Below are 13,620 nucleotides of genomic sequence, written 5' to 3' on the forward strand. Positions count from 1 at the left end.
TTATCTGACTTTGGCTTTTGTTAGGAATTTGGCGAAAATACCAGGGAAGAATCTTTTCAGGTAAACTCCCATTGTTTCTTTTCCTCCAATCAATACTTCCCGTTTTTGTTTGGTTATAGCTTGAAAAATTTGATTAGCACACTCTTCTGGACTCATTCCGTTTGCCTGTGCATCATCCATTAAGTTTAAGGGACTTCCATCCGAAGTTAAAGCATTGACAGAAACCTGGGTTTTGATGAAGCCTGGACATATCAAGGTAACTTGAATTTGATCCTGATGATGCTCTGCCCTCAATGTATCGAAAAAACCATGTAGCGCATGTTTAGAGGCGGCGTAAGATGATCTAAATGGGGTGCCAAATTTCCCTACCAAACTAGTCACTACCCCAAAATGCCCCTTTTTCCGGTGGATAAAATGGGGTAAAAGGGCTTTGGTCAAAGTGATGGTCCCAAAATAATTTACTTCCATCAAGCGTCGGTCTACATCTAAAGCTGTCTCGTGTATAAGAGAGCGCTGACTGATTCCTCCATTATGTAAAAGCACATCAACATGACCAAAAAGTCCAATTGCCTTTTGTACCAATTCATCCACATTTCCTAGTTCAGCAAGATCTAGAGGAAGTATTTGACTGTTTTCCGGGTAGTTAAGAGAGCTTTGAACTCTGGTCAACTCTTTTTTATTTCTGGCAGATAGGATAACTCGATATCCTTCTTGATTGAATTTTTTACAGCAGGCCTCGCCGATTCCTGAGGATGCACCGGTTATCCAAATCACTTTGTTTTCACTCATTGTGACTCTTTTTTTCGTAATCTACAAAGGAAAAAGCATAAGCATGCTTTTCATCTGCCGGATGGAATTCTCTGAAAGTTTCCTTCCAGTTACTCTTATCGAATTCAGGGAAAAAAGTATCTCCTTCAGGTGAGGCTTCTACTTCAGTCAAAAGCATCTTATCAGCCATTTTTAGTGTCTGTGTATAAATCTCTCCACCTCCAATGACAAAGAGCTTATCTAAATCCAGTTTCTTGCAGAAAGTAAATGCTTTCTCAAAGCTTGTGAACTGGTAATGTCCTTCAGGAACTTGATAGTTTGGGTCACGGGTAATTACTAGATGCGTTCTATTGGGCAATGGTTTACCCAAGGACTCAAAGGTTTTACGTCCCATCAAAAGGTAATTGCCGGAGGTGATGGCTTTGAACCTTTTAAAATCAGCAGGTAGTCTCCAAAGCAATTCATTGTCTTTGCCCAAAACTCTATTTTTCCCTATTGCTGCTACTAATATTATTTCCATACAAGATTGCTTGACTGATTTAAGACGTTTAAACCTTATTGACTCTTATTCAAATTTATACCCTCTTAGAAAGTCTTCGACTTTCATTCGTTTTTTTCCTTCAATTTGCAGCTCCAGTATACCCAGTTGTCCTTTTGAAGTTCCTATTCTCAAATAAGTTTTACCGTCGGTATAAAGCTTCCCAGGTTCAGAATTACTTGAAGAGGACAGCAACTCCGTTTGATAGATTTTGCAAAATTTACCATCTAACTCTGTCCAAGCTGCAGGGTAGGGAGAAAGTCCCCTTACCAGGTTGTGAATGTCTTCCGCCGTATTTTCCCAATTTATCTTGCAGGTTTCCTTGAAAATTTTCGGAGCATGATGAATGGCTTTACTTTCATCTTGTGGTAGAGCTTTCACTTCATCTTTAGCAATATCTTCGACAGTTTTTAGAACCAAGTCAGAGCCTATATTCATCAACTTTTCGTACACATCTCCCAAGTTTTCTTCCGGAAGAATTGGGACCTTTTCTTGATAAATGATGCTCCCGGTATCGATCTCGTGTTTGAGAAAAAAAGTAGTGACTCCCGTTTCGGTTTCTCCGTTGATAATGGCCCAGTTGATAGGAGCTGCCCCACGATAATTTGGAAGTAATGAGGCATGAAGGTTAAAAGTGCCTAAGGGGGGCATACTCCAAACTGATTCAGGCAACATTCTAAAAGCCACCACAATTTGAAGGTCAGCTTTCAAGCTTTTTAGTTCTTCCTGAAACTCCTCGCTTTTGAGATTTTTTGGTTGCAGTATATTCAAGCCAAGTTTTTCTGCAGCTTGCTTAACAGGTGAGCCTACCAGCTTTTGCCCACGTCCTTGAGGCTTATCAGGAGCTGTAATTACACCTACGACATTCCAACCTGCTTCTACTAATTTTTCCAATGCTGGCACCGCAAATTCAGGAGTGCCCATGTATACTATTCTAAGATTTTTATTACTCATGAAGTTGGTTTGTACATTCTAAATTATGGGATCACTTATACAGTAAGTAGTTAAGCCTAAGTTTGTTGAAACTCTCCAGCTCTGATTGCCATAAGGCCTCTATTTCAGATGCTGATTTGCCGGCTAGAATCATTTTTTTGATTTGATCTGTACCTGCTAAAGTATTGAAATAGTTATTGAAGAATTTTTCCTTCATTCCAGACTTTTGGAATGCTTCAACGAGATATTCCAAGGTAAATCGATGGTCCAAAGATTCTTTTCGCAAGTCTCTACCATAGCATAACTTATCCTGATGGGGAGGGGTTTTGGACATTCCATCAATACTCACAGGCGTAAAGGTAAATTCTCCGAATTTGGGATCGGGATATCCATAAACCTGAAATGGAAAATAAGTCCCTCTGCCCAATGAGACCACTGTACCTTCAAAGAAACAGGTGCTAGGATATAATTTTACAGACAGGTCGTTGGGAAGGTTGGGAGAGGGCTTGACTGGTAAACTGTAAATACTAGAATGGCTCCAACCATTCATAGGGATGACCTTGATTTGACAGGTTAAACCACCTTTCAACCATTTTTCCCCATTGATCATCTGTGCTAATTCTCCTACAGTAAGCCCATGAACAACAGGAATCGGATGCATTCCCACAAAGCTTTCAAAGCCTTTTTTCAAAACGGGGCCAGCCACATAATTTCCATTTGGGTTAGGCCTGTCAAATATGATAACTTCTTTACCATTCTCAGCCGCTGCCTCCATGATGTAATGCATAGTAGAGATATAGGTATAAAACCTGACTCCAACATCCTGCAAATCAAAAATGATTACATCCAGATCTTTAATTTGATCAGCCGAAGGCTTTTTATTATTTCCATAAAGAGAAATAATTGGGAGCCCTGTTTTTTGGTCCACACTATTGTCTACTTTCTCCCCTGCATCTGCAGTACCTCTAAATCCATGTTCCGGGACAAAAACCTTCTTTAGATTTACGTTTTGACTCAAGAGGTAATCTACGATATGTTGATTGGAGGATTGAGGCATGATAGAAGTCTGATTGGCCACGATCCCTACTTTTTTCCCCTGAAGATGAGTGAGATATAGGTCTGGCCTTTCGGAGCCCATCAAAATCTGTCCAAAAGATTGGTTGGGTGAAAAAGGGAAAAGGAAACAAATACTTGTCAAAAAAAGTATGAGAAATAAGTTTTTCGTGTGCTTCATGCTATTTTGCGCTGTGTTTAGACAAATTAAATCACTCCATTGAACCTTTCCTATTTCATTGCTAAAAGAATCAGTTTTCGCCGTGCAGGCGGCTTCTCTGCAACCATTCATGGGATTGCAGTGGGAAGTTTGGCATTGGGAGTGGCTGTTTCTATCCTTGCCTTTATGGTTTTGGGAGGGTTCCAAAAAACTGTTGCTGATAAGGTTTATAGCTTTACAGGCCATTATCAGGTACAACGTTTTACCATGAGCAATGCTTTTGAGGAGGCTCCTTTTTCACTTGAAAGCGATTTTGCAAAGAATTATCATAATCTGGATTTCGTAGAGAGAATTCAGTCCTTTGCTCATAAGGCAGCACTCATTAAAGGGGATCAGGAAGTAGAAGGAATCTTGATGAAAGGTGTGGGACAAGACTTTGATACACTGACTTTTAAAAAGTATTTAGTATCTGGAAGGCTTATCAAAATTCCTGAAGAAGGAACTTCCAATGAAGTAATGCTTAGTCGTCTAATTGCCAATAGATTGCTTTTAAATGTAGGCGATAAAATCATACTCTATTTTGTGCAGGATCCACCACGATACAGAAGGGTAGAGGTAGTTGGGATTTATGAGACTTTTCTGGAAAATTTTGATGAAAAAATTGTCATAGGTGAGCTTCAGACGATTAGAAATTTGAATGGATGGAAGCCTGAGCAGGTTGGTGGTTTGGAAGTATTTGTCAAGGAGCAACCCAATTCTCAACAAGTATCTGAGATGGAAAATATCCTGGATTTGGATTTAAAATTGATCAATTCTCAAGATAAGTACCTAGAGATTTTTGACTGGCTTAAGTTACTGGATACCAATGTATATGTCTTTATTACTTTAATTGGTTTTGTAGCTGTTTTCAACATGGGAGCCATTCTCTTTATTCTCATTATGGAGAGAACTCAGATGATTGGTTTGCTGAAAGCCTTGGGTGCTAAAAATGCGCAGATTAGAAGAATATTTTTCTGGAATGGAATTCGCATTTTGGGAAGAGGCCTTCTGGTCGGAAATGCGGTTGGCTTGGGTCTAGGTTTTCTTCAATCCACTTTCAACTTGATTCCTTTAGATGCGGAAAGTTATTATATGAGTTATGTGCCTATTGACTGGAATTGGCCTGTTTTTATAGCCATCAATTTGGGCATTACTATCTTAACTGCAGCAGTTTTGTGGATTCCTGTTATTGTGATTTCTCGGGTAAATCCAATCCAGTCAATACGTTTTGATTAAGGCGGTAAGGAGAGAAAATACTTTTGATTTTCATCCAAATAACTCCAAAAACGGCTTCCTGGAATATTCCAGAGCTCATTTTTGAAGTGCCTTTAGTTCTGTCAGTAAATATGATAGGAACCTCCTTAATCTTAAATCCTAGCTTCCAGGCAGTGAATTTCATTTCAATTTGGAATGCATAACCAATAAATCTGATTTCATCCAAATTGATTCCTGCTAGAACGGACCTATGATAACATTTAAAGCCTGCAGTGGCATCTTTGATAGGTAACCCAGTGATGAATTTGACATAAACTGAAGCAAAATAAGACATCAAAACCCTTCCAATTGGCCAATTGACTACATTCACACCTGTGATATATCGAGAACCTATGCACAGGTCGAATCCTTGTTCCGCGCAAGCTTCATAAAGTCGAATCAAATCTTTGGGATTGTGAGAAAAATCTGCATCCATTTCAAAAATATAGTCATAGCCATTTTTCAAGGCCCATTTGAATCCAGTGATATAGGCTGTACCTAATCCCAATTTGCCTTTTCGTTCAATCAAATGTAGTCTTTCTGGAAATGAGGCCTGAAGACTTTTCACTGCCTCAGCTGTTCCGTCAGGTGATTGATCGTCTATGATTAAAAGTTCAAAATCTCCTTCCAAATCCATGACCTTCGAAATCATTGCAGGAATGTTTTCGATTTCATTGTAGGTGGGGATGATGACTAATTTTTGGTGCTTCATTTTTTCCGAAAATCAAAAGTAAGGTTTACTAACGGTTTTTGAAGAATGGTATTTACAAATTTTCCTTAAAGACTACTTTTGCCAAAAAATAAGATATGAATCAGTCTGTTGCTATAGTCAGTTATTTTTCCACCGGAGCTTACGATACAAATACCGTCAATGAAGACGAGATTTTGTCTGGAATATTAGATGATTTGGGGGTTCCCAATCGGATAGTTGCCTGGTCTGATCCAAGTGTAAACTGGGAAGATTTTTCATTCCTACTGATTAAATCTGTTTGGGACTATTTTGACTATTATCCTGAATTTCTCAATTGGATTGAAAAAATTAAGGAATTGGGAATTCCTGTTTTAAACGATTTGGATACCATTCGATGGAACAGTAATAAGGCCTATTTGCTTGAAATTGAAGAAAGAGGCTTTCCGGTAATTGCGGGAAAGCTACTGGAGAAGGGGAGTAAAGCTTCATTGACTGAAATTCAAAAGGCAATGTCTTCGGATATTGTAGTCGTTAAACCATTGATCAGTGGTGGCGCAAAAAACACCTTGAAAATTCCCTTGAAAGATTGGGAGAATTACAGTGAAAAAGTAAATCACTTACTTGAAAATGAGTCTTTTTTGGTTCAACCCTATATCAGGGAAGTGGCTGAAGTGGGAGAGTATTCTATGATATTTTTCAATGGAAAATTGTCTCATGCTGTTTTGAAAACTCCAGCAAAAGAAGATTTTCGTGTACAGCATTATTTTGGGGGAACAATTCAAGTTATAGAGCCGAGTCCCGAGATGTTGGAATCGGCCAAATCATTTGTAAGAGAATTTGCTTCGAATTCGCTTTACGCCCGAGTAGATGGTGTGATGGTAGACAGTAAATTTCACCTGATGGAGTTAGAGCTTATCGAACCTTATTTATTCTTAGCTCTTACACCTCAAGCCATACCAAATTACATTCAAGCCTTGAGCGAAAGGTTGCTTTAAGAACAAATATCTAAATTACTTTGGGCATAATCTGAGCCTTTTCTGGCAGCTTGCTGTATGTAAATACATCCATCAGAATTACCCATTTTAGCCATACAGATTCCCTTTTTTGCAAGGGCTTCTGTATGGTTTGGATTAAACTTTAAAACTTGTTCAAAGTCCTCTAGGGCATATTCTAAGTAACCCAAATGGAGATATGCAAAACCTCTGTTGTACACAGCTACGGCATTGTTGGGCTCTTTTTGAACATAAGTATTAAAGGAAGCCGCACAGCCTAATGGGTCTCCTATATAGGCTCTGGCCATTCCTTGATAAAAATAGAGCTTGGCATCTTTGGGATTGATTTCTTTTGCTCTGTCAAAGAATTTATTGGCTGTTTTGTAATCTTCGGTCATCATTAAAGCCCTGCCCACCAAATAAAGGATTTCGTAATCAACCGGATCCAGCTTAGCTGCTTTTAAAAGTGCTAATTCTGCATCCTTATACTTTTCCTGTTCAAATAAAATTTTCCCAATTCCTGCAAAAGCTTGAGCATAATCAGGTTTGATAGATATGATTCGTTCATAGTCTTGTATCGCTTCATCTGTCTTGTCCAACTCCTCATAGGACCTGGCCCTTAAATGCAAAGCTTTAATATCAGTTATATGCAAGAAAAGATATTTATTCAGTTCCGAAATGGCTTCCTCATATTGTTTTTTGTAAAACAGCTGCTCTGCCTGAAAAAGATCTGAGGAACAAGATGAAAGAATCAGGAGCAAAAATAGAACAGTTGGTTTATGTATTTTTCGTAGCATACCTAAATAAACAAAAAAATAAAGGGTTAAAAAACAATTCAATAAAAATTATTTTTCAACCCTTTGAAAATGTTGAGCTTGTAAGCCTACAAAACCCCTTTAGTACTTGGTAATTGATTGATATTTCTAGGATCTCTTGTCACCGCCATTTTGATAGCTCGGGCCAATCCTTTGAAAATTGCCTCAATTTTATGGTGCTCATTATCTCCTTCAACCTTGATATTAAGATTACACTTAGCGGTATCTGAAAATGATTTGAAGAAATGATAAAAGAGCTCTGTCGGCATGTCTCCGACCTTTTCTCTTTTGAATTCCGCATCCCAAACTATCCAAGGTCTTCCGCCAAAATCAATGGCTACCTGAGCCAAAGCATCATCCATAGGTAAGAGAAAGCCATATCGATAAATGCCTTTTTTATCGCCCAAAGCCTTTAAATAAGCTTCGCCTAAAGCTAAAGCCGTATCTTCTATGGTATGATGTTCATCGATGTGAAGATCTCCTTTCACCTTGATTTCCAAGTCTGTGGATCCATGTTTTCCGAGTTGCTCCAGCATGTGATCAAAGAAGTGAAGGCCAGTGGAGATATCGCATTTTCCGCTTCCATCTAAATTCAGGCGAATCAAAATATCTGTTTCTGAAGTCTTTCTTTTTACTTCAGCGGACCTAGATGGCATTTTCAGGAATTCATAGATTTCATCCCAATTTTCCGTGCTTAAGGCTGCTTTTTCCTGCTCTTTTCCAATGAAAATAGCTTTAGCTCCTAGGTTTTCCGCCAATTGAACATCAGTCAATCGATCCCCAATTACATAGGAGTTAGCCAGATCATATTCCTCAGAAAAATATTCGGTTAACAGGCCTGTTCGAGGCTTTCGGGTTGGTGCATTCTCATGCTCAAATGTCTTGTCAATATGAATGGCCTTGAAGAAAATATTTTCCTGCTCTAAAGTCTTCAACATTTTAAATTGAGCTGGCCAAAAGTCCTTTTCAGGAAATGAATCGGTACCCAATCCATCTTGATTGGTAACCATAACCAATTCGTAATCAGTCTCCTCTGCTATTTTTCTTAAGTTTGAGATCGCTTTGGGAATAAATTCTAATTTCTCTAAACTATCTACCTGAAAATCAGTAGGTGGCTCCTTGATGATGGTTCCATCACGATCTATAAACAATACTTTCTTTTTCATAAGTAAATTAATCTAATATGGCTTTCAAGGCCTTGATAAAGGCTTTGTTTTCATCCCTGGTTCCAACGGAAATCCGAAGGCAATTCTCGCATAGTTGAACCTTTGCGCGATTCCTCACAATTATTTTATTTTCGATCAATTGCTCGTACACCTGATTGGCTGCAGGTACTTTTACAAGAAGGAAGTTTGCTTGCGATGGATGGATTTTTTGAACTGCATCAATTTCCAATAAGTGCTTTTCAAGAAAGTCCCTTTCATCCAGTATTTTTTGGATCATGGAATCTACCTTATTCTGCTTATCAATTGCTGCAAGGACAGTTTCCTGAGTTAGTCCTGAAATATTATAAGGAGGCTTTATTCTGTTTAGGATTTTGATGAGTTCCTCAGAAGCGAATGCCATTCCAAGTCTTAAAGAGGCTAAACCCCATGCTTTGGAAAATGTCTGCATGACGAGGAGGTTCGGGAAATCCTTCAAATGATTGGTAAAACTCGGTTCATCATTGAAGTCAATATAAGCCTCGTCCACTACAACCAAGCCATTAAAGTGCTTGAGAAGCAGCAGTACATCTGATCTTTTTACCTTATTACCACTCGGATTATTCGGGCTACATACAAAAATTATTTTCGTTTTATCATTGATAGCTTCGAAAATCAAATCAGTCTGCAACTGGAAGTCAGCCGTTAGGGGTACTTTTTTAACTGCTACATCATTGATTGAAGCGCTAACTTCATACATTCCATAGGTAGGGGGCAAAAGGATTACATTGTCCACTCCGGGATTGCAGAAGGCCCTAAAAAGCAAATCAATAGCTTCATCTGACCCATTTCCCAAGAAAATCTGACTTGGTTTTACATTTTTAATAGCAGCTATCTTCTCTTTCAGTTCAGATTGGTAAGGGTCTGGATATCGGTTGAAATCCTGATCTGTTATAGAGCCGTAAGGATTTTCATTCGCATCCAAAAAGACTCCTTCCTTGCCTGTATACTCGTCACGAGCCGAAGTGTAAGGCTGTAAATTTACAATATGCGGCCTTAAAAGTGAGTTTAAGTCAAAACTCATAGTTTATTCTTTTTCAAATAGTTAAGACGAATAGTTACGGCATTTTTGTGAGCGTCAAGCAACTCATTAGCAGCCATAATCTCTACTGTAGGCCCAAGGTTTTTTAATCCTTCTTCGGTAATCTTTTGATAGGTTATTTTTTTCACGAAACTATCCAAGGAGACACCGCTGTAGTTTTTGGCATAGCCATAGGTAGGCAGTGTGTGGTTGGTGCCACTGGCATAATCACCTGCAGATTCTGGTGTGTAATTCCCAATAAATACAGATCCTGCATTGACAATTCCTGCAACTACTTCTTCTTCATTTTCTACAGCAATGATCAAATGCTCAGGAGCGTAGGCATTAATTAAGGCCAATGCACTTTCCTGATCATCCAGTACCACAGCAACTGAATTGTTGAGAGCTTTTTTAGCAATATCTTTTCGGGACAAGTCTCCCCACTGAGAGTCAACTTCCTTCAAGACTTTTTTGGCAAACTTCTCGGAATGAGTTACCAAAACTACCTGAGAATCTACGCCGTGCTCAGCCTGAGATAGTAAATCAGCTGCAACAAAGGCTGGAATAGCAGATTCGTCAGCATAAACCAATACCTCAGAGGGGCCGGCAGGCATATCTATGGCAACTCCGTATTTGGTCGCCAATTGTTTGGCTGCGGTAACAAATTGATTTCCTGGACCAAATATTTTATCAACAGCTGGCACTGATTCTGTACCAAAAGTTAAGGCAGCAATCGCTTGAGCTCCGCCTACCTTTACAATTTTATCAATACCTATCAGTTCGGCGGTAAAGAGTATAGCTGGATGCACTTTTCCTTCTCGATTAGGAGGGGTGCACAACACTATTTCTTTACAGCCAGCTAATTTAGCAGGTACTCCCAGCATCAGAACTGTACTAAAAAGGGGGGCTGTTCCTCCCGGGATATATAGGCCAACTTTTTGAATAGGTACGCTTTTTCTTTTACAAATCACGCCTGGCATTACTTCCTCTACTAATTCAGGGTTGAATTGTGCAGCATGAAAGCGTTCAATATTGGCTTTTGCGGTTTGTATAGCCTCTCTTAGCTCTGGCGCCAAGGCAGCAGCAGCTGCTTTTATTTCTGTATCATCTACCAATAAAGAATCCAAATCAACATGATCGTATTCATGTGCGAACTTATAGAGAGATTTGTCTCCACTTCGTTTTACCTTTCTTAGGATAGGCTTGACGATTTTATTGATTTCTTTGGTTTTAAAAACCGGTCTGGCAAGTTCTTTTTTCCAAGAAGATGGACCAGGATTGACCAATATTTTCATGTTATTCGCGTTAAGAGCAATTTAAATCACCATTTTTTCAATTGGGACTACTAAGATTCCCTCTGCACCAGCGGCACGTAATTCCTCGATATTTTCCCAAAATTGATCCTCATTCAATACCGAGTGAACAGACGACCAGCCTTCTTGAGCTAAAGGAAGAATGGTAGGACTTCTCATACCTGGGATTAGGCTGACAATTTTTTCCAAAGACTCGTTTGGAGCATTCAGAAGTACATATTTATTGCTTTTTCCTTTTTGAACAGCGTTCATCCTGAAAAGCAATTTGTCTACGATTTGCTTTTTGGATTCTTCCAAATCTTTATTGGCAATCAAAACTGCCTCTGATCTGAATATTTCTTCCACTTCTTTCAGACCATTCATCATCAAGGTGGAACCTGAACTGACGATATCACAAATTCCTTCTGCCAAACCTATACTTGGAGCAATTTCCACTGAACCGGAAATTTCATGGATAGATGCCTGTATTTTTTTGGATTCAAGATAATCTCCAAGAATTTTAGGATAAGATGTGGCAATGTTTTTCCCTTGAAAATATTCTATTCCGGAATACTCTTGACCTTTTGGGATGGCTAAGGAAAGTCTACACTTTGAGAATCCTAATTTTTTTAGGGTAGTGACGTCTTTGTCTTTTTCTACTAATTCGTTTTCCCCAACGATTCCCAAATCAGCCACTCCATCGGCTACGTAGCCTGGAATATCGTCATCTCTTAAAAAGAGGAATTCGATCGGAAAGTTGGTGGATGTGGACTTGAGTTTCCCCGTTCCATTGTAAAATTTGATGCCACATTCTTTTATGAGGCTTAATGAATCGTCTGAAAGTCTACCGCTTTTTTGAACGGCAATACGGATAATTTTTTCCATGATAGCAAGTTACGCTAAGAAATAAAAGGCTAGTAATAAATTTTGGTGAAAGGCCGAATCCCTGTCATCGGCGTCACCGGGTGGGTGTGTAAAATAATTCCTCTCAAGAGGAATGATGGAAATGATGCAACAAATGGCTCATGTGGCCTGCTGCTCTAAAAGTACAATATGTGGTTTGGATGTTCATTTCTGATGGCAAAGTTAAGCACGGAATTAAAACATCCAAACCTGAAGATAGTTTTCGTTTTTTTGAATTAATTCGGGGCTTTATATGACCCGTAAACTGCATCTCTGAACTTTTTGTGTAAACCTATTCCGTCATACGGGAAAAGTTGCACAAATAGGACTGCGGTTATTTCATTGACAGGATCTACCCAAAACAGGGTACTTGCAGCTCCGTCCCAGAAGAATTCTCCTACCACGCCATTATTTTCCTTTTCATCGGAAGGTGGTGCTTTTCTTACTGCAAAATCAATCCCAAACCCTACATTTCCTTTGCTTGGAAGCCAAGATTTCTCAGTAATTGAATCTGGTAAGTGGTCAGTACTCATCAATTTGATCGTCTCTGGTTCTAGGATTTGTACCCCTTTGTAGCTTCCATTATTTACCAGCATCTGAGCAAATTTCATGTAATCATCCAAAGTGCTCGTCAATCCAAAACCTCCTGGAGTCAGTGGCCATTCATTGAAATTAAATTCATGAGCTACAGAGTCCACTATTCTTTCCAATTGACCTTCTCCAGTTCGATTATACATTGCGGCCACTCTATTTCTGAGATTTTCAGGGACGTAATATTGTGTTTCATTCATTCCCAGGGGATCCAGAATAGTTTGTTGAACATATTCCTTGTATGGAACTCCTGCTATTTTTTCTACCAAATATGCCTGCACATCCACAGAAAGGCCGTATTCCCACTGGGTTCCAGGGTGAAACCATAAAGGTGTGCTACCCATTTTTTGAGCCATACTGGCAAGTGTATTATTAAAACTTCTCGCATCTTTTTCAGCCATGACCTCACTTAGACCTGGGATATCATTTCTATTTGGAAAGCCTGCAGTATGACGGGTGATATCCCTGATGCTGATAGGTCTTTCCGCATCCACCAAGATCATTTTTCCATCCTTATCAACCCCTTGATAAACCTTCATATCTGAAAATTCCGGTAAATACATTTCAAGCGGATCATCCAACTGAAACTTTCCTTTTTCATAAAGAGACATTAAAGCTACTCCAGTGACAGGCTTGGTCATAGAATATATCTTCACGATGGTGTTTCTGTCCATAGGAACACCTGCTTCTCTATCGGCATACCCAAATGCGTTGAAATAAACTTCCTCGCCTTTTTCATAAACCAAAGCTGAAATTCCTGCTACATTTCCAGACTCCACAAAGCTATTGAGCGTAGAGTCAATTCGATTTTTGACGGTCTGGTCAACCCAGAATTCTGTTTTCGTTTCTTCTTTGGGACTACAGAAAGATAAAAGAAGAAGAATGATAACTAGGGGAGAAAGGGATGTTTTCATGATCTGGGTTATTGCTAGGTAGGTAGTGAGGGATATGTAGGTCTGAGTTTTTTTGCTCAGTTATTTTATAAGATGTTAAATTCAATAATCAGCCACCAGATCGTTTTGCTTTGTATCCGGCACTTTGTAAAACTTGTACGACTTTGTCTCTGTGGTCACCTTGGATTAAGATTTCTCCATCTTTTGCAGAGCCCCCGACACCACATTTTGTCTTGAGCATTTTCCCTAAATCCTTTAGATCATCCTCAGTTCCAATAAAGCCTTCAATCAGAGTAACCTGTTTTCCTCCTCTTGCTTTTTTATCCAACATTACCTTCAGGTTTTGTTGAGCAGGAGGGAGCGTTTCCAGTGCTTCATCTTCCTCATAATTGTAATCAAAGTTGTCGCTGGTGGAGTATACTACCCCATCTCTTTTTTTCCAATCGTTGTTTTTTCTTCCCATAATTCAATAAAA

The 13,620-nt window shown here is 39.1% G+C and carries 14 protein-coding genes; 2 read left to right on the top strand and 12 right to left on the bottom strand.

The genetic code is table 11. The features are described from left to right. The 4 genes from BM073_RS03365 to BM073_RS03380 are packed head-to-tail and all read right to left on the bottom strand — an operon-like array spanning position 1 to position 3,473. Positions 1 to 789: an SDR family oxidoreductase gene (locus BM073_RS03365; RefSeq protein WP_091650362.1), complete on the bottom strand. Its 789-nt coding sequence runs from the start codon at positions 787 to 789 to the stop codon at positions 1 to 3. Next, positions 782 to 1,288, bottom strand: coding sequence for a dihydrofolate reductase (locus BM073_RS03370; protein ID WP_091650364.1), 507 nt, complete (start codon positions 1,286 to 1,288; stop codon positions 782 to 784). Before BM073_RS03370 ends, BM073_RS03365 begins: the two co-directional genes overlap by 8 nt. Before the next feature lie 45 nt (positions 1,289 to 1,333). Beyond that, a complete protein-coding gene (gene fmt, locus BM073_RS03375) occupies positions 1,334 to 2,260 on the bottom strand; it encodes a methionyl-tRNA formyltransferase (protein ID WP_217643087.1) in 927 nt (308 codons plus the stop codon). Positions 2,261 to 2,291: 31 nt separating this feature from the next. Next, positions 2,292 to 3,473 carry an exo-beta-N-acetylmuramidase NamZ family protein gene (locus BM073_RS03380; RefSeq protein WP_091650366.1) on the bottom strand — a complete coding sequence of 394 codons (1,182 nt, stop codon included), beginning with the start codon at positions 3,471 to 3,473 and terminating at the stop codon, positions 2,292 to 2,294. Between the two features lie 39 nt (positions 3,474 to 3,512). Here BM073_RS03380 and BM073_RS03385 point away from each other — a divergent pair, with 39 nt between their 5' ends. After that, entirely contained in the window at positions 3,513 to 4,727 is a 1,215-nt protein-coding gene (locus BM073_RS03385; protein ID WP_091650370.1) for an ABC transporter permease, read from the top strand. Here the strand turns inward: BM073_RS03385 and BM073_RS03390 are convergent. Then, on the bottom strand, positions 4,678 to 5,457 hold the full coding sequence (locus BM073_RS03390) for a polyprenol monophosphomannose synthase (protein ID WP_091650373.1): 780 nt from the start codon (positions 5,455 to 5,457) through the stop codon (positions 4,678 to 4,680). The genes BM073_RS03385 and BM073_RS03390 overlap by 50 nt on opposite strands. Before the next feature lie 95 nt (positions 5,458 to 5,552). Here BM073_RS03390 and BM073_RS03395 point away from each other — a divergent pair, with 95 nt between their 5' ends. Then, complete coding sequence (locus BM073_RS03395) at positions 5,553 to 6,431, top strand: ATP-grasp domain-containing protein (RefSeq protein ID WP_091650377.1); 879 nt, start codon at positions 5,553 to 5,555, stop codon at positions 6,429 to 6,431. On the opposite strand, the gene BM073_RS03400 is transcribed toward BM073_RS03395, so the two are convergent. The 7 genes from BM073_RS03400 to BM073_RS03430 all read right to left on the bottom strand — a co-directional run bounded on the left by BM073_RS03400 (position 6,428) and on the right by BM073_RS03430 (position 13,608). Beyond that, the gene (locus BM073_RS03400) at positions 6,428 to 7,225 is read right to left on the bottom strand and encodes a tetratricopeptide repeat protein (RefSeq protein ID WP_091650379.1); all 798 of its coding nucleotides are present in this window, start codon (positions 7,223 to 7,225) and stop codon (positions 6,428 to 6,430) included. The two genes, BM073_RS03395 and BM073_RS03400, sit on opposite strands and share 4 nt — an antisense overlap. 86 nt (positions 7,226 to 7,311) lie before the next feature. After that, positions 7,312 to 8,409 (bottom strand): bifunctional histidinol-phosphatase/imidazoleglycerol-phosphate dehydratase HisB, encoded by a 1,098-nt coding sequence (gene hisB, locus BM073_RS03405; RefSeq protein ID WP_091650381.1) that lies wholly within the window; start codon positions 8,407 to 8,409, stop codon positions 7,312 to 7,314. A gap of 7 nt (positions 8,410 to 8,416) precedes the next feature. Next, the gene (gene hisC, locus BM073_RS03410; protein WP_091650384.1) at positions 8,417 to 9,469 is read right to left on the bottom strand and encodes a histidinol-phosphate transaminase; all 1,053 of its coding nucleotides are present in this window, start codon (positions 9,467 to 9,469) and stop codon (positions 8,417 to 8,419) included. Beyond that, a complete protein-coding gene (gene hisD, locus BM073_RS03415; RefSeq protein ID WP_091650387.1) occupies positions 9,466 to 10,761 on the bottom strand; it encodes a histidinol dehydrogenase in 1,296 nt (431 codons plus the stop codon). Before hisD ends, hisC begins: the two co-directional genes overlap by 4 nt. Before the next feature lie 21 nt (positions 10,762 to 10,782). Continuing rightward, positions 10,783 to 11,643 (bottom strand): ATP phosphoribosyltransferase, encoded by an 861-nt coding sequence (hisG, locus tag BM073_RS03420; protein WP_091650389.1) that lies wholly within the window; start codon positions 11,641 to 11,643, stop codon positions 10,783 to 10,785. Positions 11,644 to 11,897: 254 nt separating this feature from the next. Then, on the bottom strand, positions 11,898 to 13,166 hold the full coding sequence (locus BM073_RS03425) for a serine hydrolase domain-containing protein (protein ID WP_091650392.1): 1,269 nt from the start codon (positions 13,164 to 13,166) through the stop codon (positions 11,898 to 11,900). Between the two features lie 88 nt (positions 13,167 to 13,254). After that, a complete protein-coding gene (locus BM073_RS03430; RefSeq protein ID WP_091650394.1) occupies positions 13,255 to 13,608 on the bottom strand; it encodes a translation initiation factor in 354 nt (117 codons plus the stop codon). Positions 13,609 to 13,620: the final 12 nt, after the last annotated feature.

This window comes from Algoriphagus ornithinivorans (assembly GCF_900115305.1).
GTDB lineage: Bacteria > Bacteroidota > Bacteroidia > Cytophagales > Cyclobacteriaceae > Algoriphagus > Algoriphagus ornithinivorans.